This is a genomic window from Mesorhizobium sp. B2-5-13, assembly GCF_006440535.1.
Classification (GTDB): Bacteria; Pseudomonadota; Alphaproteobacteria; order Rhizobiales; family Rhizobiaceae; genus Mesorhizobium; species Mesorhizobium salmacidum.
In genome coordinates, this window is the sequence record NZ_VFUI01000004.1 from 22,867 (window position 1) to 45,138 (window position 22,272).

Genomic DNA, 22,272 nt, shown 5'->3' on the forward strand with positions numbered 1-22,272 from the left:
TTTGACGAATTTCCTGCGAAACGGGCCGCTGATCGCCGTTCTGCTGGCGACGATGCTGACGCTGTGCGCCGCCTCATCGGCCTTTGCCGTCGAACCCATCAAGATTGCGCGCGACGATGTCGCGCTCGACCTTTCGCGCGCTGTCGAGATCTACCGCAACCAGGGTGAGAACTTCCAGGTGTCGACCGCGCCCGGGCCGGACGGCATCGTGCGGCGCATCGAGGTCGAGGCCAACGATGCCCGCTCGACCGGTGACTGGGCGGTTTTCGCGCTCGCCAACACCACCGACCAGCAACTCGATAGGCTGATCGTCGCGCCGCATTTCCGGCTGGTCAATTCCGGCATCTTCTGGCCGGATCTGGGCTCGACGCGCATCGCGGCCATCACGCCCAGCGAAGGCTTCGCGCTCGACCGCCAGACCAGCCCCGACGCCGACGTGTTCCGGGTGACGCTGAACCCCGGCACGGTGATCACCTTCATCGCTGAGCTTGCCTCGCCGAAGCTGCCGCAGGTCTACCTCTGGGATCCGGAATCCTACAAGGACTCGGTCAATTCCTACACGCTGTTTCGTGGCATCGTCATCGGCATCGCAGGCCTTCTGGCGTTGTTCCTGACCATATTGTTCGTCGTCAAGGGCACGTCGATGTTCCCGGCGACGGCGGCCCTTGCCTGGGCGGTGCTTGCCTATATCTGCGTTGATTTCGGCTTCCTCAACAAGGTCATCGAGATTTCGCCCGGCAACGAGCAAATGTGGCGGGCCGGAACGGAGGTGGCGCTGGCGGCCACCTTCGTGGTCTTCCTGTTCGCTTATCTCAACCTCAACCGATGGCATGGCCATTTCAGCTATGGCGCCCTGGTCTGGATTCTGGGACTGCTGCTGATCGCCGGCGTCGCCATTGTCGATCCGGCGGTTGCCGCCGGCATCGCCCGCATCTCGTTTGCCGCCACGGCGCTGACCGGGCTCGGCCTGATCATCTTCCTCGGTATTCGTGGTTATGACCGAGCGATCATGCTGGTGCCCAGTTGGGTCATGGTGCTGTTATGGCTATGCGGATCGTGGATGGCGATCACCGGCATGCTCGACAACGACATCGCCCAGCCGGCGCTCGGCGGTGGGCTGATCCTGATCATCCTGCTGATCGGCTTCACCGTCATGCAGCACGCCTTTGCAGGCGGTGCGCTGCATCAGGGGCTGTTCTCCGATCTCGAGCGACAGGCGCTGGCCGTCGCCGGGTCGGGCGATACGGTGTGGGACTGGGACGTGCTGCGCGACCGCGTGGTGACCAAACCCGATGTCAGCATCCAGCTCGGCCTTGCCCCCAACAGCCTGGGCGGTGCCGCGCGCAACTGGCTGCCGGTGCTGCATGCCGATGACCGCGACACGTTCCGCACGACGCTCGACGTCGTTCTGGAGCATCGCCGCGGCAAGGTGGCGCAGAATTTCCGCCTGCGCGGCGCCGACGGGCACTATCACTGGTTTGCCCTGCGCGCGCGCCCGGTGATCGGGTCGGACGGCGAGGTGATCCGCTGCGTCGGCACCATGGTCGACGTAACCGAACAAAAGAAATCCGAGGAGCGGCTGCTGCACGACGCCGTGCACGACAATCTGACCGGCCTGCCGAACCGCGAATTGTTCATGAACCGGCTGGAGGCGATCATCTCGATCGCCCGCACCGAAGAGAAGGTTCGGCCGACCGTCTTCGTGATCGACATCGACCGCTTCAAGCAGGTCAATGATGGGCTCGGCATCTCGGCCGGCGACACCATCCTGCTCACCATAGCGCGGCGCCTGCACCGGCTGTTGAAGCCGAAGGATTCGCTGTCGCGCTTCGCCGGCGACCAGTTCGCGCTGATGCTGCTGTCCGAGCAGGATCCCGCCCGCATCGCCGGCGTGGCCGATGCGATCAAGCATGCGATCAACAATCCGATCACCTTTGCCAAGCGCGAGATCGTGCTGACCGCCTCGATCGGCCTGATCACCTGGACCTCGGCGCAGACCTCGGCCGAAGACATGGTCAAGGATGCGGAGCTCGCCATGCATCAGGCCAAGCGTTTCGGCGGCGACAGGATCGAGCCGTTCCGGCCGGCTTTCCGCACAGTCGGCACCGACCGTCTGCAGTTCGAATCCGACCTGCGTCGCGCCATCGAACGGCGCGAATTCACGCTGGCCTATCAGCCGATCGTGCGCCTGGAAGACGGCAGCGTCGCCGGCTTCGAAGCGTTGCTGCGCTGGGACCATCCACGCCGCGGCATGATCCCGCCGGCCGATTTCATCCCGGTCGCCGAAAGCTGCGGGCTGATCGTGCAGCTTGGGCTGTTTGCCATGCAGCAGGCAGCCGAGGATCTCGCAGGATGGCAAAAGCAGATCGGCGACGCGCCGCTGTCGGTCTCAGTCAACCTGTCCAGCCGCCAGCTCATCCGCCGCGACCTCGTCAGCGATGTGCGTTCCGTGATCGCGCGCGCCAATTTGAAGCCGCGCTGCTTCCGGCTCGAACTCACCGAATCCCTGGTCATGGACAATCCCGAGCAGACGGCCCACGTACTGACCAAGCTGAAGCAGCTCGGCATCGGCCTGTCGCTGGACGATTTCGGCACCGGCTATTCATCGCTCGCCTATCTGACGCGGTTCCCGTTCGACACCATCAAGATCGACAAGAGCTTCGTCGACGACAGCACGCCAAAACGCGCGGTGCTGCTCAAATCCATGGTCAACATGGCGCATGAGCTCGGCCTGTCGGTGGTCGCCGAAGGCATATCAGACGAGCGCGATGCGTTGGAGCTGCGTCAGATGGGCTGCGAATATGTGCAGAGCTTCATGTTCGGCGCGCCGATGCCGGGCGACCAGGTGCTGAAGACACTGAAGGAGCAGTATCCGCTGACCCAGGCCTGAGAGAATCTCAGGCGTGTCCGGCGGCCAGGCTGAGATGGGCGAGATCGATGCCGATCGACGCGAGTATGCGATCGTATTTGCGCTCGATATCGGCGTCGAACAGCAATTCCGGCGTCGCCGGGCAGGTCAACCAGCCATTCTCGGCGATCTCGGTTTCCAGTTGGCCGGCGCCCCAACCCGAATAGCCGAGCGCCATCAGCGCGCGGCGCGGCCCTCGCCCTGACGATATCGCCCGCAATATGTCGACGGTCGCGGTCAGGCAGATGTCGTCGGAAACGGTGAGCGAGGAGTCCACGCGGTAGTCGCCCGAATGCAGGACGAAGCCCCGGCTGCGGTCGACAGGCCCGCCATTGCGCACGACGAAATCGCGCGCCTGCGCCGGAAGGCGGATCGCCTCCAGCTCGTTCATGATGCCGAGCTGCACCAAAAGGTCCGGAAACAGCATCTGCTGCGTCTGGTTGATGATCAGGCCCATCGCGCCTTCATCGCTGTGGGCGCAGATGTAGATGACCGAGCGCGTGAAACGGTCGTCCTTCATGCCGGGCATGGCAATCAGGAACTGATCGTCGAGAAAGCCGCGTCCGGCGACTGTCTTCTTGTGGCGCAACAAATCCATGCCAGGGAGCGTAACGCGTTTCCCGGGCGCCGAAAAGATGCGCAGTACCGGATTCGACCAAAGCCCACATTGCGGGGCCGGCCTTGGCTTGTCCGCGCAGGTCACGCAAATATGATATCGGCAAGGGCCATGAAATCATTGCGTGGCCACGAAGGGACGCTCAAATCATCGCCATGCAAAGCTTGAAAATCCTGTTGCTCGGTACTGCCATCGGATTGGCGGTCGCCCTCCCCGCCACCGCCTCCTCATCAGCCTGGTACAACAGCGAGGGCGGCAAGGTGCGGCTGGTGACCAGCGGCAAGCCGGACGACGCCGGCCGCATCCAGGGTGTTCTCGATATCGCGCTCAAACCCGGCTGGAAGACTTACTGGCGCGACCCGGGTGACGCAGGTGTGCCGCCGCAGCTGGACATTTCGGCCAGCACCAATATCGCCGATGCGACACTGTCGTTTCCCGCACCGCAGCGCCACGACGATGGTTATGGCAAATGGGCCGGCTACAACTATCCGGTTTCGCTGCCGGTGACGTTCACGCTGGCGACGCCGGACCAGCCGGCCGTCATCGATGCCGACATTTTTCTCGGCATTTGTGAAACCATCTGCATCCCGGTGCAGACGCGGCTGAGCGTCGACCCAGCTTCCGATCCCGACAATGCCGACGACGCGGCATTGGTAAAGGCGAGTTTCACGGCATTGCCGGCACCTGCAAAACCCGATTTTGGCGTCAAGGTGCTGCCGGGCGATCACGAAACGCTGGTTGTCGAGGCGAGCTTCCCTGGCGATCCGCAGGCAGCGGATTTCTTCGTCGCCGGCGAGCGCGATTATATGTTCGGCACCTCCTCCCGCGTGGAAAAAGATGGCAAGTTGATCTTCACCGTGCCGATCCTCGATCGCCCCTCGACGACGCCGACGGACGGCGGGCTCCACTACACGCTGACGAGTTCGGCGGGCGCGGTCGAAGGGCTGCTGCCTTTCCCTTAAAGCGCGTCGTATTGAAACGAACCCGTACGATGCGCTCCAAGGTCATCTTCTTGTACATGTCGTCAGCCCAAGACCGCTGCGCACTTTGGGCGACATGTACTGAAGCTACTGCCGCGATGGTTGCAGGAAGCCACCGAGTTCGCTAGGCAAGCACGCGTCCTTCCCCATTCCCCAAGCGAGGAACTCATGACCATCTCCGTTGGCGACAAGCTGCCCGAGGCGACCTTCAAGACCATGACGGCCGACGGCGCGAAGCCGATCACGTCGGCCGAGATTTTTCCGGGCAAGAAAGTGGTGCTGTTCGGCGTTCCCGGCGCCTTCACGCCGACCTGCAGCAATAACCATCTGCCCGGCTATCTCGAGAACCATGATGCGATCCTGGCGCGTGGCGTCGACACTATCGCAGTCGTTTCAGTCAACGACGTCCACGTCATGGGCGCGTGGGCGCGCTTCACCGGCGGCGAAGGCAAGATCCTGTTCCTCGCCGACGGCAATGGCGATTTCGCCAAGGCGGTCGGTCTTGACGCGGACTACTCCGGTGGCGGCATGGGCCTGCGCTCAAAGCGTTTTTCGATGATTATCGACGACGGCAAGGTCACCGCGCTCAATGTCGAGATCAAACCCGGTGTCGATGAGTCAGGCGCGGCTCATATTCTCGGCCAGCTCTGAGCTTCGACGGCCGGTCAGGCGAGGCCGCAACGGCTGGCCTCGCCCGACATGCGGCTGCGCTCCAGGACTGCCGATTTTCGGGGGATCAACGATGTTTGATATCTTCTGGCGCGCTATCGCGATCGGCGTCGGCGCCACCGTTCTGATGGACGTCTGGGCCTTTTTCCTGCACAAGGCGTTTGGCCAGCCACGGCCGAACTGGGGGCCGGTCGGGCGCTGGGTCTGGCACCTCGGCGACAAGGTGTTTCATGACGATATCGGTGATGCGGCGCCCTACGCTCATGAGAAGGCGCTAGGCTGGGCTTTCCATTACTTCGTCGGCATCGTCTACGGCATTATCCTGGTGGTGCTGGCGGGCGCAGGCTGGCTGGCCTCCCCGACCTTCCTGCCGGCCTTCATCCTCGGCATCGTCACCGTCGGCGCCGGGTGGTTCCTGCTGGCGCCAGGCATGGGCGCCGGCTGGGCGGCTTCAAAGCGGCCGAACCCGATGCAGATCCGCGCCCTCAATCTGGTCTCGCACACGGTGTTCGCGCTCGGCCTTTGGGTTACGGCGTTGCTGATCCGCTAAAATCAGGGCTGTTCCAGCCTGTCGATCGGCTGCCATCCATCGATAACGTGGCGCGCACCGATATTGTAAGCAAAATAATTGCCGCCGCCCGCCGGCTGATCCGCTTCGCGGCTGATCTGCCTGCCACTCAGCGACAGCAGCAGGAGTGTTCCCACGCCTCCATGGCCCACAAAAGCAATGTTGCCGGCGCCGCCGGCATCGAGCACGGCCTCGACCTCGCTCACGATGCGCTGCTGCGCGTCGATGGCCCGCTCCCAGCCACGGATGCTTTCGTGCGGATTGGCGAAGAACTGATCGGCGACCGCCTCGAACTCCGGAGACGGCAGGAAACCCGTCGCCGACCGGTCGTTCTCATGCATCCGCTGCCTCACCTCTACGGCAAGATTTAGATGCCGCCCGAGCACTTCGGCGGTTTCGATGGCCTTGCGTTCGGCCGACGACACCACATGTCCGATTGATGCGATCCACGGCTGGTTCAGCATTGCGTGCGCCCTGGCCCGGCCGATGTCGGACAGGCCCCAATCCGGTACCGGAATGGTGGCGTCGATCTGAACCTGAGGATGGGTGATGTAGTAGGCGATCGGCATGACAGAAACTCTCCGGCCGGTCAGCCGCCGCGAACAGAAGCTCAATAGCTCTGGGTCGAACGACGTGCTTTCGTGACCAGCGGCTGCTTTGCCTGGGCATCGGGCTTCGGTGCCGACACCGCCGGCCTGAAAGGTCCCTTCTTGAACGGCGCCATGCCTTCCCTTGCCAGTTCATCGGCACGCTCGTTCTCGGTATGGCCGGCATGGCCCTTCACCCAGTTCCAGGTGACCTTGTGGCGCCGGTTGGCCTCGTCCAGCGCCTGCCAGAGCTCGCCGTTCTTGACAGGCCTCTTGTCTGCGGTCTTCCAGCCATTCCTCTTCCAGCCATGGATCCATTTGGAAATGCCGTCCATGACGTATTTGCTGTCGGTATGAAGCTCGACCGTGCAAGGCTCCTTCAAGGCGTTCAGCGCTGAAATGGCCGCCAGCAATTCCATGCGGTTGTTGGTGGTCTCGGCCTCGCCGCCGAAAAGCTCCTTGGTGGTGCCGTTGAAGCGCAGGATGGCGCCCCAGCCGCCGGGGCCGGGATTGCCTGAACAGGCGCCATCGGTAAAGATTTCAACCTGCTTGCTCATGCCAATCCATATTCCGAAGGAGACCTGATCGCCCGATGGAACCGCATTCTTCTGATGTATTCGGTCGGATCGCGTTTCATCACCAGCCCGCCATCGGGGACGGTCAGCCAATCGTAAAGCCGGGTCAGCATGAAGCGTAGCGCCGAGCCGCGCGCCAGCATCGGCAGCGCCGCCTTCTCCTCCGCGCTCAGGGGGCGCACGCTCTGATAACCGGCAAGCAATGCCTTGCCCTTGGTGAGATTGAAGGAAAAATCCTTCTCGAAGCACCAGGCATTGAGGCAGGTGGCGACATCGTAGGCGTAGAGATCGTCACAGGCGAAATAGAAATCGATCAGACCCGATAACTTCTCGCCCAGGAAAAAGACATTGTCCGGGAAAAGATCGGCATGGATGATGCCCTCGGGAAGGCCCTTGGGCCAGTTCTGCTCGAAATCGGCGAAGTCGGCATCGACCTCGGCCGCAAGGCCCGGCTCGACCTCGTCGGCGCGCTCGCGAGACGCATCCCAAAGCTTGCGCCAGCCATCGAGAGCGAGCGCGTTCGGGCGCCTCATGGAAAAATCGGCGCCAGCCAGATGCAGCGCGGCCAGCGCCTTGCCAACCTCGGCGCAATGCGTCGCGGCCGGTCGCCGCAGCGAAAGCCCTTCGAGAAAGGTGATGATGACCGCCGGCCGGCCGGCCAGCGTGCCGATGACGCTGCCGTCATGCGCGGTCACCGGCAGCGGGCAGGACACCCCCTTGTTTGCGAGGTGGCCCATCAACCCGAGGAAGAACGGCAGATCCTTCTTCTCGACCCGCTTTTCATAGAGCGTCAGGATGTAGGAGCCGCTGGAGGTGTGCAGCAGGAAGTTCGAATTCTCGGTGCCCTCGGCGATGCCCTTGTAGGACAGGAGATCGCCGACCGGGTAGTGCTTCAGGAAAGCGCCGAGTTCGCCCTCCGCAACGTCTGTATAGACCGCCATGGCCGTTCACGCGGCCCCATTGACGAAAGCCATGTCGGCCGGCGTCAGTTCGACATCGCGCAATACCCGCATGACCGGAAAATCCTCTGTTTCGGTGGCCGTGATGGCCAGGTCGATGGTCACATCGAAACGCTGGCGGAACGCGTCGATGATCTCGTCGACGATGATCTCCGGCGCCGATGCCCCGGCCGACAGGCCAAGCGTCGAAATGCCGCCGATCTCATTCCACGGAATTTCAGCGGCGCGCTGCACGAGAAGCGACATGGCGGCGCCGGCGCGTTCCGCAACTTCGACGAGGCGGCGCGAATTCGAGGAATTGGGAGCGCCGACGATCAGATAGAGGTCAGCACCCGGGGCGGTGTCCTTGACCGCCTCCTGGCGGTTGGTGGTGGCGTAGCAGATCGATTCCGCCGCCGGCGCCTGAATGTCCGGAAAGCGCTCCTGCAGTGCGCGGATGATGCCGGCGGTATCCTCGACCGAGAGCGTGGTCTGGGTGACGAAACCGAGTGCCTTGGGATCGGCCGGCACAAGCCGGGCGGCATCGGCTTCGGTCTCGATCAGCGTTACCGCGCCTTCCGGCAACTGCCCCATGGTGCCGATCACCTCGGGGTGCCCGGCATGGCCGATCAGCAGAACGTGGCGGCCAAGCCGCTGGTGACGCATCGCCTGTTTGTGGACCTTGGAGACCAGCGGACAGGTTGCGTCGAGATAGAACAGGTTGCGCGCCTGCGCGTCCGCCGGCACCGACTTGGGCACGCCGTGCGCCGAAAAGACGACCGGCGACTGCCGGTGTTCGGCCGGAATTTCGGAAAGTTCCTCGATGAAGACGGCGCCGAGGCTTTGCAGCCCCTCGACAACATAGCGGTTGTGCACGATCTCGTGGCGGACATAGACCGGCGCGCCATATTTCTTCAGTGCCAGCACGACAATCTGGATGGCACGGTCGACGCCCGCGCAAAAACCGCGCGGCTGGCAGAGCCGGATCGTCAGAGGAGGCTTGGCGATTGTGTGAAGCATTAAATCCTGCCGGTTCGTCAGCGCCGAAATGAGGTGCCCACCCCTGCCCTGTCAAGGGTATCGCTCGTATTCAGTCCTCTTTCGCCGGCCGGCGAAGCCGTAGGATGAGTACGGCGGCAAGCGCCGCGGCAAGCCCGTACCAGGTGACAGCATATTGCAGATGGCTGTTCGGCAGATCGATGATGGTGACGCCTCCGACCGGCAGGCCGCCTGGATTTGGCGTCTTGTCGGCATCGATGAAGATCGGCACCAGCGTGAAGCCGGCAGGCAGGCCGGCGCTCGCGGCCATGACGTCGCGGTCCTTCCAGTAGAAGATGTTCTTGGCCACGTTATTGTCGGGAAGCATCATGGAGGGCTTTGCCGGAAGCGGGTTGCGGGCAAGCCCGGTGACCGTGACCTTGCCCGCCACCTGTCCCTTGGCGCGCTTGGCGGCGTCCTTGAGGTCGTAGGGCACAAAGCCACGGTTGATCAGGACGAAACGGCCATCGTCAAGGGCCAGCGGCGTGTAGACATTGAAGCCGGCATCCCCTTGCCAGGTCGCGTAGAAATGCCGTTCGCCGGAATGCAGGAAAGTGCCGGTGACAGTGACCGGCGTGTAGTCGACGTCGCCGGTCGAGGCGAATTCCTTCTCGACCTCGGCCAGCGGCAGCGGCGCCGAATGCGTGCGCTGGTCGATGGTCTGCAGCAGGCCTTCCTTCCAGTGCAGGCGCTGGACCTGCCATGTGCCGAGCGCCAGCAAGACCAAGAACAGCACAAGGCCAAGGGCGAACAACAGTGCCGATCTCGGCCGCGAACGGCCGCCGACGTTGACGGAAGCCTCGCTCATTCGCCGCGGTCCAGCCGACCCTCGGCCGCTTTGTTGCGGTATTGCAGGGTGAGCAGCACGCCCTTGATCAACCGGAGCGCCGTCAGGCACAGCACCAGGGCCAGTGGGATCCATATCAGTAGATGCAGCCAGAGCGGCGGGCTCAGCGTCACCTCGACCCAGAGCGCCAGGCCGACGATGATGAAGCCGATGATCAGGATGACGAAGACCGCCGGCCCGTCGCCGGCATCGGCGTAGGAATAGTCGAGGCCGCAATTGACGCAGCGCTTGCCGACGGTGAGAAAGCCGGAGAACAGCCGCCCCTCGCCGCAACGCGGGCAACGGCCGTGCAGGCCGGCCGAGATCGGATCGATCGGAGGCCAGATCGCCCTATCTTCACTCATGGTTGTCTTCATTCACGGTCATTGCCCGATATCGATCGGCGTCCCATCGGCCACCATTGCCCAGATTTCGTCCATGTCGAAGTCCGTAACCCCAATGCAGCCATCGGTCCAGTCGACCAATTGAAGCAGCCAGCCCCACCGGCCGAAGCCGTTCGGCTGGCCGTGGATCATGATCATGCCGCCGGGATCGACATTGCGTGCCTTCTCAGATCGACCTGTCACCGGCAAGAGCCGGGAATGCCAAGACGATAAACGCGAAAATTACCGAGATCAGCCGCATCTTCCATCGATCGGCGATCATAGCACCGAAAAGAAGAAGGCGGCCACGTCGCCGCGGCCGCCTACCTAATCGAATCCCAAAGGCGGGATCAGTGACCTTCGATCACCGCGCCGACCGATCCCCAGACGTAGATCGAGGCAAACAGGAACAGCCAGACCACGTCGACGAAGTGCCAGTACCAGGCGGCCGCCTCGAAGCCGAAATGCTGCTTGGGGGTGAAGTCGCCCTTCATCGCGCGGATCAGGCAGACCAGCAGGAAGATGGTGCCGATGATGACATGGAAGCCATGGAAGCCGGTCGCCATGAAAAAGGTGGCGCCGTAGATGGAATCCTTGAAGCCGAACGGCGCGTGCATGTACTCGTAGGCCTGCACCATGGTGAACAGCATACCGAGGCCGACGGTCAGCACCAGGCCGTTGACCAGCCCCTTGCGGTCGCCATGGAGGAGCGAGTGATGCGCCCAGGTGACCGTGGTGCCCGACAGCAGCAGGATGACGGTGTTGTAAAGCGGCAGATGGAAGGGATCGAGAACCTCCATGCCCTTCGGCGGCCAGACACCACCGGTAAACGTGTGGCGCGCGTAGTTCTGCACCTCCCCGGCAAAAAGGCTGGCATCGAAATAGGCCCAGAACCAGGCGACGAAGAACATCACCTCCGAGGCGATGAACATGATCATGCCGTAGCGCAGGTGGAGCGACACGACGCGCGTGTGGTGGCCCTCATGCGCTTCCTTGATCGTGTCAGACCACCAGGCGAACATGGTGTACAGGACGATCACGATGCCGATGAAGAACAGCCACGGATTGGCGATGTTGAAGCCAAAGATCGGGAAGGAGCCGCCCTTCAGGTATTCCATGAGGCAGACACCGCCAAAAGCGGTGACAAGCGCTCCGACCGATCCCACGAAGGGCCACGGGCTAGGGTCGACGAGATGGTAGTCATGGTGTGGTTTTGCGTGAGCGTCTGCCATATCAACCCCCGAGATTTCCTTCGGCATCTGAAACTGTCTTGCTGTTGCCCTTGGCCGGCTCCGAGGAGGCGACCGGCTTGTTCTTCTCGACCGGGAACATCGTATAGGACAGGGTGATCGTCTTGATGTCCTTCAGTTCCGGCACATTCACGATGTCGGGGTCCACATAGAACAGGACCGGCATGTCCAGCGTCTCGCCGGGCTTCAGCGTCGTGTCGGTAAAGCAGAAGCATTCGACCTTGTTGAAGTACGGACCGGCAAGTTCCGGCTGCACGTTGAAGGTGGCGCGGCCTGTGACGGGGCGATTGAACTTGTTGGTCGCCTGATAGTGCGCCTGCACGGTCTGCCCGATCTTCATGGTCATCGAGCGCTGGACCGGCTGGAACTCCCAAGGCACGCCGGCAATGTTGGCGTCGAAGCGGACGGTGACCTCGCGGTCAAGCACGCGGCCGGCATACTGCCTCTCGACACGCTGCGTGGTACCACCGTAACCGGTCGCCTGGCAGAACATCTTGTAGAGCGGCACGGCTGCATAGGCCATGCCGATCATGCCGGTGAAGAAGGCGAGGCAGACGGCCGCGACGGCGCGGTTGCTGGTCTTGCCGGCCGTCTTTCTGGGCGTCTCGACGCTCATCACATCTTGCCCGACAAATTGTGGCCGAACTTCACGATCGTGGCGATGTAGAAAATCACGACCAGCAGAGCCAGCGCTACGCCTATCGCAATGGAACGGCTGCGCTGGGCCTTCTTCTGGCGATCGGTCAAGGTGACCATCTCGAGTTCTTTCTCGACCATAGTCATGCCCCACCCATGGCAAGCGCGCGTTCGACGACACAGTCGGCCAGATAGGCGGCGAAGATGGCGAAGAGATAGAGCAGCGAATAGGCGAACAGGGCCTTGGCCGGCTTCATGGCGCGGTCGTCGTCGGCCATGCCAAGCACTTTCCAGGCATACCAGACGAAACCAACGCCCAGCAGCAGAGCGGCCACGCCATAGAATGGCGTCGTGTAGCCGAGCAGCCAGGGCAGCACGCCGACCGGGGCCAGCACCACTGCGTAGGCGAAAATCTGACGGCGGGTCGATGCATGGCCGGCAACGTTCGGCATCATCGGGATGCCGGCGCGGCCATAGTCCTCGGACTTGAACAGCGCGAGCGCCCAGAAATGCGGCGGCGTCCACAGGAAAATGATCAGGAACAGGATGATGCTTTCGAGGCTGACCGATCCGGTCGCCGCGGCCCAGCCGATAACCGGCGGGATGGCGCCCGCGGCACCGCCGATGACAATGTTCTGCGGCGTCGAGCGTTTCAGCCACATCGTGTACACGACGGCATAGAAGAAGATGGTGAAGGCCAGCAGCGTCGCGGCCAGCCAGTTGACCAGCACGCCGAGCGTCATCACCGACAGGACCGAAAGGACCAGGCCGAAGCTGAGCGCCTCGTGCGGCTGGATACGACCGGACGGGATTGGGCGGCTGGCGGTCCTGGTCATCACCGCGTCGATGTCGGCGTCGTACCACATGTTGAGAGCACCCGAGGCGCCGGCCCCAATCGCAATAGCCAGGATGGCTATCACCGCCAGCAGCGGGTTGATGGTCACCGGTGCCGCGACTAGCCCGACAAAGGCGGTGAACACCACCAGCGACATGACGCGCGGCTTCAGGAGGGCGAAGAAATCGCCCGCCGTCGCTTCCGACATGCGGAAGCCCGCTTCGTCAATGCTGGTTTTGTCGACTAGGGCCATGCGTACTTAAGTCCATTATTCCGTTGGCCAAAACCGCCGGCGGACCGGCGGTTTTGCGTTCGAGGGGAGCCGCCTTACCTGATCTTCGGCAGCTGCTCCCACTGGTGGAAGGGCGGCGGCGAAGGCAGCTGCCATTCGAGAGTCGTTGCGCCCTCGCCCCATGGGTTGGCTCCGGCCACCCGCTTCTTCTGGAACGCTTCGAACACGCAGTAGAGGAAGATCAGGACGCCGACGGCCGAGATATAAGAACCGATGGACGACACATAGTTCCAGCCCGCAAACGCGTCGGGATAGTCGATGGTGCGGCGCGGCATGCCGGCGAGGCCGAGGAAATGCTGCGGGAAGAAGATCAGGTTGACGCCGACGAAGGTGACCCAGAAGTGGGTGTTGGCGATGACAGGCGAATACATGTAGCCGGTCATCTTCGGAAACCAGTAATACCAGCCCGCGAAGATGGCGAACACCGCGCCCAGCGACAGCACGTAGTGAAAGTGGGCAATGACGAAATAGGTGTCATGCAGCGACCGGTCGAGGCCGGCATTGGCCAGCTGGACGCCGGTGACACCGCCGATGGTGAACAGGAAGATGAAGCCCAGCGCCCACAGCATCGGCGTCTTGAACGAGATCGACCCGCCCCACATCGTTGCGATCCAGGAGAAGATCTTCACGCCCGTCGGCACCGCGATGACCATGGTGGCGAAGACGAAATAGCGCTGCGTGTCGAGCGACAGGCCGGTCGTGTACATGTGGTGCGCCCAGACGATGAAGCCGACGGCGCCGATCGCGACCATCGCGTAAGCCATGCCGAGATAACCGAACACCGGCTTGCGCGAAAAGGTCGAGATGACGTGGCTGATGATGCCGAAGCCCGGCAGGATCAGGATGTAGACTTCCGGGTGACCGAAGAACCAGAACAGATGCTGGAACAGGATCGGGTCACCACCGCCATCAGGCGCGAAGAACGTCGTGCCGAAGTTGCGGTCGGTGAGCAGCATGGTGATGCCACCGGCCAGAACCGGCAAGGACAACAGCAGCAGGAATGCGGTGATCAGCACCGACCATGCAAACAGCGGCATCTTGTGCAGGGTCATGCCGGGCGCGCGCATGTTGAAGATGGTGGTGATAAAGTTGATGGCGCCGAGGATCGACGAGGCGCCGGCGATGTGGATCGACAGAATCGCCAGATCCATGGCCGGTCCGGGCTGGCCCGAAGTCGACAGCGGCGGATAGAGCGTCCAGCCGCCGCCCACGCCAAAGGCGCCAGGCGCACTCGGAACGAACATCGAGGTGAGCAGCAGGATGAACGCCGGCGGCAGCAGCCAGAACGAAATGTTGTTCATGCGCGGGAACGCCATGTCGGGAGCGCCAATCATGATCGGCACCATCCAGTTGGCAAAACCGCCGATAAGCGCCGGCATGACCATGAAGAAGATCATGATCAGGGCGTGCGCGGTTGCGAAGGCATTGTACATGCTCTTGCCGCCGTCGATCGCGGCGTCACCGTTCATGCCATAGACCATCTGCGCCAGGCCGCTGAAGATCTGGATACCAGGCTCCTGCAGCTCCATGCGGATGGCGACCGAAAGCGCGCCGCCGATGATGCCGGCCATGATCGCAAAGATCAGGTAGAGCGTACCGATGTCCTTGTGGTTGGTCGAATAAACCCACCGCACCCAGCCATGATACGGCTTATGGTCGTGCCCCTCGTGAGCTGCAGCGTCTGCCATGTTCCGCTCCGTTCCCTAAATCTTGCTAACCCGCGACATCAATTGCCGGCGGCCGCTACCTTGTTCTGGCCATCGACCTCGGCCATGAGCGTCTTGTTGGCGCCCGGCAGATTGGTCTTGGCTGCCGCCAGCCAGGTCTTGAATTGCGCATCCGAGACGACACGGATGGCGATCGGCATGAAGGCGTGGTCCTTGCCGCAGAGTTGCGAGCACTGACCATAATACAGGCCTTCCTTCTCCGCCTTGAACCAGGTCTCGTTGGTGCGCCCCGGAACGGCGTCGATCTTGATGCCGAAGGACGGCATGGCGAAAGAGTGGATCACATCGGTCGCGGTGACGAGCACGCGGGTCATGGTGTTGACCGGCACCACCAGCTCATTGTCGACAGCGAGCAGGCGCGGATAGGCCTTGCGGTCCTCTTTGCCGGCGGCGGCGCGGTCACCGTCCTGGAGGATAGCGGAGTTGAAGGCGAGCGTGTTGTCGGTCTGGTATTCGTAATCCCAGTTCCACTGGTTGCCGGTCGCCTTGACCGTCAGCTTGGCCTCTTCCGGCGGAGTGTATTGCGCGGTCAAGAGCTGGAACGAGGGAATGGCGAGACAGAGCAGGACGACGACCGGGCCGACGGTCCAAATCACCTCGATCAGCGTGTTGTGGCTGGTGTTGGAGGGAACCGGGTTGGCGCTCGCGCGGAACCTCACGATGCAGTAGGCAAGGAGAAGCAGCACCAGAATGGTGATCGGAACGATGAACCACATCGTGTAGTTTCCGAACCACTCGATCTGCCGCATCATGTCGGTCGCCGGCGCCTGGAAGGTGGTCTCCCACTCCACGGGCTGATCGGCATGGGCGGATGTGCCTGCAAAAATCGTGGCAGCGGCACAAGCACTCAGAAACTTGGCACTTGCTAGAAACCTGGCGCTAGCTAGGAAATTTCTCATCGCCCTCTTCGTCTCCCAGTTCCTCGCGGCGGTGCCAACGAGAATAACGAACAATGCCGGGACGGGAATCCCGACAGTCTCAAGCTGGTTCAAACCATACTCTTTTTCCCTCCGCAAGAAAGGAGCGGTCGAAACCGTGCGGCATTTTTGCGCGCAAGCTCACATGGCTCTTCCAGGGCAATGGCCATGGTAGCGAATCGAGTATGTTCGGCGGTCTGTCCGCCCTATGCTGGCGGCGCCCGCAAAGCGTCGTAATTCAGGCGAATTTGGCAGGGAAAAGCGCTGTATTGCCTGTTTCGGGACAGTCCGGCCGCGGTCTCGTCCTTTACTTGGTATTGGCGCGGCTTAAAGTGCCGTGATTCGCAATGGAGCCGTCATGAACTCTTGGCTTTCGAGACTGAGGCATACGCGACCGGGACTTTCGAGAACCCTGGCGAACGCCGTGTTTCTCGCCGTCCTGTCCGCGGTCGGCCTGTTCGTCGCCGGTCAGGCCAATGCCGCCCAGCCGAGCGGCACGGTGCGCTCGACGCATGGCGCGTGGTCGATCATCTGCGACACGCCGGCCGGCGCCACCGCGGAACAATGCGTGATGATGCAGAACGTCGTCGCCGAGGACCGTCCGGAGATGGGGCTTTCGGTCGTCGTGCTGCGCACCGCCGACAACAAGGCCGAGATCCTGCGCGTGCTGGCGCCGCTCGGCGTGCTGTTGCCGAACGGGCTCGGCCTCAACGTCGACGGCAAGGACATCGGCCGCGCCTATTTCGTGCGCTGCTTCCAGGACGGCTGCTACGCCGAGGTCATTCTCGAAAAGCCGCTGCTCGACACGCTGAAGACCGGCACGTCGGCAACGTTCATCGTGTTCCAGACGCCTGAGGAAGGCATCGGCATCCCGGTCGACCTCAAGGGCTTCGCCGACGGCTTTGCCGCCCTGCCCTGATCGCGGCTCTGCGCTGAACAAGACTCGGACGCTGAATCAGACCTGGACGCGGCTTTTGCCGACCCAGAAGCATGGCTTGCATCAACCGTACGATGTCATTCGTCGGCACTGATCTTCATTGCCGATTGTGTGGGCGCGGCTTCACGCCTACATCGGGGGAAAGCAATCATCCCACGGACGGACGCGCCATGAAGAGCCTGATCGGCCAATTCGACATTTCAGACGACCGCATCAAGCAGATCGTCGCCGACACCATCAAGGGTGCCGACGACGGCGAGCTTTTCCTCGAATACAGCGAAAGCGAAGCGCTGATGTTCGACAACGGCCGGCTCAAGACCGCCAATTTCAACACCGACCAGGGCTTTGGCCTGCGTGCGGTCGCGGGCGAAGCCAGCGGGTACGCCCATTCCAGCGACCTGTCCGAGGCATCGCTGCTGCGCGCGGCCGAAGCCGTGTCGACCGTCAAGGGTGGCTATTCCGGTACGCTTGCCGCAGCCCCCGCCCGCACCAACCGCCATCTCTATGGCGACGAGAACCCGATCCCCTCGCCTTCCTTCGAGGCCAAGGGGAAGCTGCTGCAGGAAATCGACGCCTGGCTGCGCGCCGAGGATCCACGCGTGCGCCAGGTGACGGCCTCGATCGCCGCATCCTGGCAGCATGTCGAGATAGTGCGCGCCGACGGCCAGATGGTACGCGATATCAGGCCGCTGGTCCGCGTCAACGTCTCGGTTGTCGTCGGCGACGGCGACCGCCAGGAGAGCGGCTCCTATGGCATGGGTGGACGCAAGGCGTTCGGCGACTTCCTGATCGAGGATAGCTGGAAGCACGCCGCCAGGGAGGCGCTCCGGCAGGCGCTGGTCAATTTGGAGGCGATCCCGGCACCGGCCGGCACTTTCGACATCGTACTTTCCAGCGGCTGGCCGGGCGTGATGCTTCACGAAGCAGTCGGGCACGGACTGGAAGGCGACTTCAACCGCAAGAAGACCTCGGCCTTCGCCGGCCTGATGGGGCAGCAGGTGGCCGCCAAGGGCGTCACTGTCGTTGACGACGGCACCATCCCCGAACGGCGCGGCTCGCTCACCGTCGACGACGAAGGCACGCCTTCGGCCCGCAACGTTTTGATCGAGAACGGCAAGCTGGTCGGCTACATGCAGGATCGGCAGAACGCGCGGCTGATGGGCATGAAAGCCACCGGCAATGGCCGGCGTGAAGGCTATGCGCACCAGCCGATGCCGCGCATGACCAACACCTACATGACCTCAGGCGACATGGAGCCGGACGAGATCATCGCTTCCGTCAAGAACGGCATCTATGCCGTCTCCTTCGGCGGCGGCCAGGTCGACATCACGTCGGGCAAATTCGTGTTCGGATGCACCGAGGCCTACATGATCGAGAACGGCAAGGTGACGCAGCCGATCAAGGGCGCCATGCTGATCGGCAACGGGCCTGACGCCATGCACCGCGTCACGATGGTCGGCAACGACATGAAGCTCGACAATGGCATCGGCATGTGCGGCAAGGCCGGCCAGGGCGTACCCGTCGGCGTCGGCCAGCCGCATCTGAGGATGAACCAGATGACAGTCGGCGGCACGAGGGTCTGAGGCGTCGGGGCGTTCTGGAATCATCGCCGCCAACGATATTTTCCGGGCGTGCAGCCATCGTGTCCAAATCCGGGAACGCGCCAGAGGACGTCCATCTGAAACCGCTGCCGGCCTTTGCTCCGACGCGGCCGCAGGACGTGTTTGGAATCCCGCAGCACGCCGGCAGGCCAAAAACATTGAAGGATATGGACCCGGGTGTACGTGCTGAAGCGCAGCAGGGCCATGCCGGCGATTGATGCCAACCTACGGCGCGGCAACCTCTGCCTTATGCGAAACACAATCGTGTTAGGATATTATTAATTGTTCAATTGCTCGAACTGGCGTTTGCGCATTAGCTTGTCGCAAGGCTTCTCGTTGTGGTGGTGTTGGCAGTGCTGCGTTTCCCTCACGTCCTGACCTCTTCTTTCCTCTTTGGCGTCGTTTCGTTGGTTGGTGTTTCGTCGCTCTGTGTCAGTCCGGCGGCGGCGCAGTCGACATGGTTCAAGCGAACATCGACGCAACCTGCGGCCGGTGCAAACTCAGTCGCGGTCGGGGGACGCACCAGCGTTCCGTATGGCTGGGTCGATTTCTGCCATCGCCGGCCGAAAGAGTGCAAGGTGCCGGCCCTGCCCGCCACGAGCGTCAGGCTGACAGCGCAGAACCTGAGCATCCTCAAACGGATAAACCAAAAGGCGAACCGCTCCATCAAGCCCGTCAGCAACTACGATCACTGGGGCACGACGATGGACCACTGGGACTATCCGGTGGACGGCAAGGGCGACTGCAAGATCTACGCGCTCTACAAGCGCAAGCTTCTTCGGGAGGCGGGATTTCCCCGGCAGGCGCTGCTGATGACGGTGGTGCGCGACCTGAACAATGAGGGTCACACCATCCTGACGGTGAAGACCGACAAGGGCGATCTCATCCTAGACAATATGGTCGACAAAATCCGTCCCTGGAATGCAACCGGCTATTATTTCCTGAAACGCCAATCGCAACAGAACCCGAACATCTGGGTTTCGCTCAACCAGCGAGGCGGCACGCCAAAAACCTGACGGATGCCGCCAAGCTCGTAGTTTGAGCGGCCGGAGCGAACCGCCTTTGACAGGCTGACGCGCCACAAACCAACGATCCCCTCTCTCGCAAGGTCATGGGCGGGATGTGCGCCCCGCGAACGGGAAGGTGACCGGCCGCGACAGCTTACTGGTTGCAGGCCGGTTCGCCCTGCTGTCCGCAAGACGGCTTCTTCTTGAGCTGCTGTGGCGGCTGCTCCTGCGGGAGACGCCGCTCTTGCATCTGCTGTCTCGGCTGCGCGCGGAATTCCGGCTTCGGCTCCGATCTCTGCGGCCGGAGCACCTGCTCGTTAGGCCTTTCCGGTCTCAACTGACGCTGCGCATTCTCGTTCGGCCTGATCCTGAGGTTGCGCTGGACGTTAACCTCCGGGCCGGCGGCGCCCTGTTCGCTGTTCTGCAGCCGGCGCAACGTCCTGCCCCTGTCGTTCCTGCTGGCGGAGCCCTGATTCTCGTCGGAGAACACGGCCGGATTGTTCCTCCTGAACCGTTTCTGCACGCCCGATCCGTTGTCGGTTGGCTCACCGTTGACGGTCGGCAGTCTGCGGAACTTCCTGCTCTTGTCGTTTCCGCTGGCCGGGCCTTGATCCTGGTTGGAGAACACCTCCGAATTGTTCTTCCTGAGCCGCTCCTGCACGCCAGGCCGATTTTCGGCCGGCGCACCGTTGACGGTCGGCACCTTGCGCAACTTCCTGCCCTTGTCCTTTCCACTGGCCAGGCCCTGATCGTTCGATTCGACAGCGGACTGGCCGGCGGACAAGTCCCTGCGCGTCAGCTTTTTCGGTTTGCCGGTGTTCTGGTCGGAGAAGGCGTTCGGATTGTTTTTCCTGAACCTCTCCTCGGCACTCAGCCCGTTCTCGGCCGGAGCACCGTTGACGGTCGGCAGCTTGCGGAACTTCTTGCCCTTCTGCTGAGCCGTGCCCTGCTCTCCGGCAACAGCAGCACCGGCATTTCCGGTCGCCTCTTGGTTCCCGCCCACGATGCCTTGCTTGCCAAGCTGCTGCCTGGACCTGTTGCTGGGCAAATTCTCACCGTTCAGCGCCGGCTTACCGTTGACGAGCGGCAGCTTTTTACCGTTGGCTCCTGGCAGGGCGTGGTCGGTTTCAAGCTTGCCGGTCGACAAGTCCTTCGACAGCGGAGTCGCGGCACCAGGCTGCTGGCCCTGTATCACACGCTGGCCAGGCTTCTGCGGCAAGCCACCCTGTTGCTGACTGGACGAGGCCTGACCGGACATGGCCGCTCTCTTTTTCAGCAGCGGCGGCAGCGCGACCCTGGCCGCCAGTGCAGCCGAGCCGGCCCCAACCGTGCCTCCGGCCGTGTTCTGGCCTGTAGCGAGGCCATCCTGAGCATTGTGATTGATGGTCTCGTTTTTGATCGTGGTGTTGATGTTGTTGATGACGGTCGTGTTGTGGATGTTGTTGAAGATGATGTCGTTCGGCGGCGGCACGATGTGACGCGGCGGGTTGATGAACGCAGGTATCGGCACGAACACCGGCGTTGGCAGGACGAAGACGTCGACCGGCGGCGGCGGCGCCACCAGCACGACGAAATCCGGCGGCGGCGGCGGCAGGAAGATCACCGCGATCGGCGGCGGCGGTTCGAAGTCGAAATCGGGATCGTCGAAATAGAGCACCGGCCTGTCGACGTAGACGATTTCCTCCTCCGGCGGCGGCGGCAAATCATACTCATAGACGGTGAATTCCTCCGGCGGCTCCAGGGCCGCATCGAAATGTTCGAGCCGCCGGCGCGCGTCCCAAGCATGCGGACCATGCGGATAGCGCCGCAGATAAGACCAATAGGCTTCCGGCGTGTCCTGCAGCCAGGTCTCGCGCCACGTCATCGCCTCGCGCCGCGCGGCGATGATGGCGCGCACGCGCTTGGCCATCGGATCGTGTGGATAAGCGCCGAGGAAATCCTCGTAGCCGCGCATCGTGTCGCGGTCGAGAGCCGCGACATAGGCGTCATGAGCGTTGAAGTCGCGGATCGCCCTGGTCCGATTGGACCGGGATTCGGCCTCCGAAACCTTGGGTGCGGGCGCGTCCGCGGCACGGTCGAAGAAGACGAACGGCGTGGTGATTTTCGAGACGTTCCACGGCACTTCCGCACCTTGCGTCACCTCGTTGACGCGCAGTCGTGTGCGGTCGAACACGTCGTCAAGCGACAATCCGCCCTCGCGTATCATCTCGGCCAGCGCCTGGGCATAAGCGCCGTAGGGGCCTTTGCCTTCGGGCGCGACCGTTCCGGGAGCGGCGTTGAAGGCAATCAGCATGTTCGGATCGGGATCGACCAACGCAAGGCCGCCGGCCAGCGGCTCTTTCCACTTCGGGAAGGGATTTGGCCGCGCCGCGTCGAGCACGACGATGTTGACCTTCGTCGGCAATCCGGCCAGCGACTTGGTGACATCGGAGAGCCGCATCGCCTGAAGCGGCACGTCGGCTGGACTGGCAATCTGGGCATCGATCGGCAAGTAGTAATTCTCGCCTTCGAACTGCACGCCGTGGCCGGCGAGATAGACGAAGACAATCGCGTCGGGACCGGCGGCGGAGACCTTGCCGAGGAAATCACGCAATGCGCCGCGCAGCGATTCCTGATCGACATCGCGCGCCCCCACCACATCGAACCCCGCCGCCTGCAAGGTCTGCGCGATCAGGCCCGCATCATTGGCGGCGGTGGCGAGCTCGCCGGACTGATACGCGCCATTGCCGATGACGAACCCCAGGCGCTTTTCACCTTGCGCGAGGGCTCCGGTCGCGGAGCTGACCGCGAAAAAGATAAGAACGACGATGAGGCCGATGAATTTCTGAGGCGCCTGCATGTCCGCTATCGCCATCGATTCATATTAGTAACGACGAATAGGCCGAAATGTTTCCCAAAGATGCGAAATTAGGAGCCCGCACAAAGGCGGCTTTAGGACGCAATTTCGTCGAAAGAACAGACGCTTCAGAAATTTCGTGCGAA

General features: G+C 62.6%; 21 protein-coding genes and 1 pseudogene. 7 read left to right on the top strand and 15 right to left on the bottom strand.

Annotated elements, in window-relative coordinates:
- Window position 1 precedes the first annotated feature (1 nt).
- The gene (locus FJ434_RS08570) at window positions 2-2,890 is read left to right on the top strand and encodes an EAL domain-containing protein (RefSeq protein ID WP_140507778.1); all 2,889 of its coding nucleotides are present in this window, start codon (window positions 2-4) and stop codon (window positions 2,888-2,890) included.
- 7 nt (window positions 2,891-2,897) lie between these two features.
- On the opposite strand, the gene FJ434_RS08575 is transcribed toward FJ434_RS08570, so the two are convergent.
- Complete coding sequence (locus FJ434_RS08575) at window positions 2,898-3,506, bottom strand: YqgE/AlgH family protein (RefSeq protein ID WP_140745665.1); 609 nt, start codon at window positions 3,504-3,506, stop codon at window positions 2,898-2,900.
- A 173-nt stretch (window positions 3,507-3,679) separates the two neighbouring features.
- Between FJ434_RS08575 and FJ434_RS08580 the strand changes: the two genes are divergently transcribed.
- The 3 genes from FJ434_RS08580 (at window position 3,680) to FJ434_RS08590 (ending at window position 5,723) form a co-directional block, all read left to right on the top strand.
- Entirely contained in the window at window positions 3,680-4,486 is an 807-nt protein-coding gene (locus FJ434_RS08580) for a protein-disulfide reductase DsbD domain-containing protein (protein WP_140745667.1), read from the top strand.
- Between the two features lie 186 nt (window positions 4,487-4,672).
- Entirely contained in the window at window positions 4,673-5,155 is a 483-nt protein-coding gene (locus FJ434_RS08585) for a peroxiredoxin (RefSeq protein WP_140745672.1), read from the top strand.
- Window positions 5,156-5,246: 91 nt separating this feature from the next.
- Window positions 5,247-5,723 (top strand): DUF2938 domain-containing protein, encoded by a 477-nt coding sequence (locus FJ434_RS08590; RefSeq protein WP_140716829.1) that lies wholly within the window; start codon window positions 5,247-5,249, stop codon window positions 5,721-5,723.
- Window positions 5,724-5,725: 2 nt separating this feature from the next.
- Here the strand turns inward: FJ434_RS08590 and FJ434_RS08595 are convergent, their stop codons facing one another.
- The 13 genes and pseudogenes from FJ434_RS08595 to coxB all read right to left on the bottom strand — a co-directional run bounded on the left by FJ434_RS08595 (window position 5,726) and on the right by coxB (window position 15,844).
- The gene (locus FJ434_RS08595; protein ID WP_140745674.1) at window positions 5,726-6,310 is read right to left on the bottom strand and encodes a histidine phosphatase family protein; all 585 of its coding nucleotides are present in this window, start codon (window positions 6,308-6,310) and stop codon (window positions 5,726-5,728) included.
- 41 nt (window positions 6,311-6,351) lie between these two features.
- Complete coding sequence (rnhA, locus tag FJ434_RS08600; protein ID WP_140745676.1) at window positions 6,352-6,885, bottom strand: ribonuclease HI; 534 nt, start codon at window positions 6,883-6,885, stop codon at window positions 6,352-6,354.
- Window positions 6,882-7,844, bottom strand: coding sequence for a homoserine kinase (locus FJ434_RS08605; RefSeq protein ID WP_140507787.1), 963 nt, complete (start codon window positions 7,842-7,844; stop codon window positions 6,882-6,884). Before FJ434_RS08605 ends, rnhA begins: the two co-directional genes overlap by 4 nt.
- 6 nt (window positions 7,845-7,850) lie before the next feature.
- Window positions 7,851-8,861 carry a 4-hydroxy-3-methylbut-2-enyl diphosphate reductase gene (gene ispH, locus FJ434_RS08610; protein ID WP_140745678.1) on the bottom strand — a complete coding sequence of 337 codons (1,011 nt, stop codon included), beginning with the start codon at window positions 8,859-8,861 and terminating at the stop codon, window positions 7,851-7,853.
- Window positions 8,862-8,931: 70 nt separating this feature from the next.
- On the bottom strand, window positions 8,932-9,687 hold the full coding sequence (locus FJ434_RS08615; RefSeq protein ID WP_181165835.1) for an SURF1 family protein: 756 nt from the start codon (window positions 9,685-9,687) through the stop codon (window positions 8,932-8,934).
- Complete coding sequence (locus FJ434_RS08620; RefSeq protein ID WP_027142361.1) at window positions 9,684-10,070, bottom strand: DUF983 domain-containing protein; 387 nt, start codon at window positions 10,068-10,070, stop codon at window positions 9,684-9,686. The genes FJ434_RS08615 and FJ434_RS08620 overlap by 4 nt, the downstream gene beginning before the upstream one ends.
- 18 nt (window positions 10,071-10,088) lie before the next feature.
- Window positions 10,089-10,280: pseudogene (locus tag FJ434_RS08625) on the bottom strand (L,D-transpeptidase family protein); the annotation flags it as partial.
- A gap of 158 nt (window positions 10,281-10,438) precedes the next feature.
- Complete coding sequence (locus FJ434_RS08630) at window positions 10,439-11,320, bottom strand: cytochrome c oxidase subunit 3 (RefSeq protein WP_027142360.1); 882 nt, start codon at window positions 11,318-11,320, stop codon at window positions 10,439-10,441.
- 1 nt (window position 11,321) lies between these two features.
- Window positions 11,322-11,954, bottom strand: coding sequence for a cytochrome c oxidase assembly protein (locus FJ434_RS08635; RefSeq protein WP_140745680.1), 633 nt, complete (start codon window positions 11,952-11,954; stop codon window positions 11,322-11,324).
- The gene (locus FJ434_RS08640) at window positions 11,954-12,115 is read right to left on the bottom strand and encodes a hypothetical protein (protein WP_084636429.1); all 162 of its coding nucleotides are present in this window, start codon (window positions 12,113-12,115) and stop codon (window positions 11,954-11,956) included. The genes FJ434_RS08635 and FJ434_RS08640 overlap by 1 nt, the downstream gene beginning before the upstream one ends.
- Window positions 12,116-12,117: 2 nt before the next feature.
- Window positions 12,118-13,062, bottom strand: a complete 945-nt coding sequence (locus tag FJ434_RS08645) for a heme o synthase (protein WP_140507795.1) — start codon at window positions 13,060-13,062, stop codon at window positions 12,118-12,120.
- A 74-nt stretch (window positions 13,063-13,136) separates the two neighbouring features.
- On the bottom strand, window positions 13,137-14,789 hold the full coding sequence (gene ctaD / locus FJ434_RS08650) for a cytochrome c oxidase subunit I (protein ID WP_140745682.1): 1,653 nt from the start codon (window positions 14,787-14,789) through the stop codon (window positions 13,137-13,139).
- Window positions 14,790-14,827: 38 nt separating this feature from the next.
- The gene (gene coxB / locus FJ434_RS08655; RefSeq protein WP_181165836.1) at window positions 14,828-15,844 is read right to left on the bottom strand and encodes a cytochrome c oxidase subunit II; all 1,017 of its coding nucleotides are present in this window, start codon (window positions 15,842-15,844) and stop codon (window positions 14,828-14,830) included.
- A 259-nt stretch (window positions 15,845-16,103) separates the two neighbouring features.
- Here coxB and FJ434_RS08660 point away from each other — a divergent pair, with 259 nt between their 5' ends.
- The 3 genes from FJ434_RS08660 to FJ434_RS08670 all read left to right on the top strand — a co-directional run bounded on the left by FJ434_RS08660 (window position 16,104) and on the right by FJ434_RS08670 (window position 19,299).
- Entirely contained in the window at window positions 16,104-16,664 is a 561-nt protein-coding gene (locus tag FJ434_RS08660) for an invasion associated locus B family protein (RefSeq protein WP_181165837.1), read from the top strand.
- Between the two features lie 188 nt (window positions 16,665-16,852).
- Window positions 16,853-18,265: a metalloprotease TldD gene (tldD, locus tag FJ434_RS08665; protein WP_140745684.1), complete on the top strand. Its 1,413-nt coding sequence runs from the start codon at window positions 16,853-16,855 to the stop codon at window positions 18,263-18,265.
- Between the two features lie 371 nt (window positions 18,266-18,636).
- Window positions 18,637-19,299 (top strand): transglutaminase-like cysteine peptidase, encoded by a 663-nt coding sequence (locus tag FJ434_RS08670; protein WP_181165851.1) that lies wholly within the window; start codon window positions 18,637-18,639, stop codon window positions 19,297-19,299.
- A 145-nt stretch (window positions 19,300-19,444) separates the two neighbouring features.
- Here FJ434_RS08670 and FJ434_RS08675 read toward each other — a convergent pair whose 3' ends face one another.
- Window positions 19,445-22,129 (bottom strand): caspase domain-containing protein, encoded by a 2,685-nt coding sequence (locus FJ434_RS08675; RefSeq protein WP_140745686.1) that lies wholly within the window; start codon window positions 22,127-22,129, stop codon window positions 19,445-19,447.
- Between the last annotated feature and the right edge of the window lie 143 nt (window positions 22,130-22,272).

What these genes read in the sequence shown, in the direction of transcription:
- FJ434_RS08575 (WP_140745665.1), bottom strand. Translation starts at nt 3,506, where the DNA reads ATGGATTTGTTGCGCCACAAGAAGACAGTCGCCGGACGCGGCTTTCTC.
- FJ434_RS08580 (WP_140745667.1), top strand. Translation starts at nt 3,680, where the DNA reads ATGCAAAGCTTGAAAATCCTGTTGCTCGGTACTGCCATCGGATTGGCG.
- FJ434_RS08585 (WP_140745672.1), top strand. Translation starts at nt 4,673, where the DNA reads ATGACCATCTCCGTTGGCGACAAGCTGCCCGAGGCGACCTTCAAGACC.
- FJ434_RS08590 (WP_140716829.1), top strand. Translation starts at nt 5,247, where the DNA reads ATGTTTGATATCTTCTGGCGCGCTATCGCGATCGGCGTCGGCGCCACC.
- FJ434_RS08595 (WP_140745674.1), bottom strand. Translation starts at nt 6,310, where the DNA reads ATGCCGATCGCCTACTACATCACCCATCCTCAGGTTCAGATCGACGCC.
- rnhA (WP_140745676.1), bottom strand. Translation starts at nt 6,885, where the DNA reads ATGAGCAAGCAGGTTGAAATCTTTACCGATGGCGCCTGTTCAGGCAAT.
- FJ434_RS08605 (WP_140507787.1), bottom strand. Translation starts at nt 7,844, where the DNA reads ATGGCGGTCTATACAGACGTTGCGGAGGGCGAACTCGGCGCTTTCCTG.
- ispH (WP_140745678.1), bottom strand. Translation starts at nt 8,861, where the DNA reads ATGCTTCACACAATCGCCAAGCCTCCTCTGACGATCCGGCTCTGCCAG.
- FJ434_RS08615 (WP_181165835.1), bottom strand. Translation starts at nt 9,687, where the DNA reads ATGAGCGAGGCTTCCGTCAACGTCGGCGGCCGTTCGCGGCCGAGATCG.
- FJ434_RS08620 (WP_027142361.1), bottom strand. Translation starts at nt 10,070, where the DNA reads ATGAGTGAAGATAGGGCGATCTGGCCTCCGATCGATCCGATCTCGGCC.
- FJ434_RS08630 (WP_027142360.1), bottom strand. Translation starts at nt 11,320, where the DNA reads ATGGCAGACGCTCACGCAAAACCACACCATGACTACCATCTCGTCGAC.
- FJ434_RS08635 (WP_140745680.1), bottom strand. Translation starts at nt 11,954, where the DNA reads ATGAGCGTCGAGACGCCCAGAAAGACGGCCGGCAAGACCAGCAACCGC.
- FJ434_RS08640 (WP_084636429.1), bottom strand. Translation starts at nt 12,115, where the DNA reads ATGGTCGAGAAAGAACTCGAGATGGTCACCTTGACCGATCGCCAGAAG.
- FJ434_RS08645 (WP_140507795.1), bottom strand. Translation starts at nt 13,062, where the DNA reads ATGGCCCTAGTCGACAAAACCAGCATTGACGAAGCGGGCTTCCGCATG.
- ctaD (WP_140745682.1), bottom strand. Translation starts at nt 14,789, where the DNA reads ATGGCAGACGCTGCAGCTCACGAGGGGCACGACCATAAGCCGTATCAT.
- FJ434_RS08660 (WP_181165837.1), top strand. Translation starts at nt 16,104, where the DNA reads ATGAACTCTTGGCTTTCGAGACTGAGGCATACGCGACCGGGACTTTCG.
- tldD (WP_140745684.1), top strand. Translation starts at nt 16,853, where the DNA reads ATGAAGAGCCTGATCGGCCAATTCGACATTTCAGACGACCGCATCAAG.
- FJ434_RS08675 (WP_140745686.1), bottom strand. Translation starts at nt 22,129, where the DNA reads ATGCAGGCGCCTCAGAAATTCATCGGCCTCATCGTCGTTCTTATCTTT.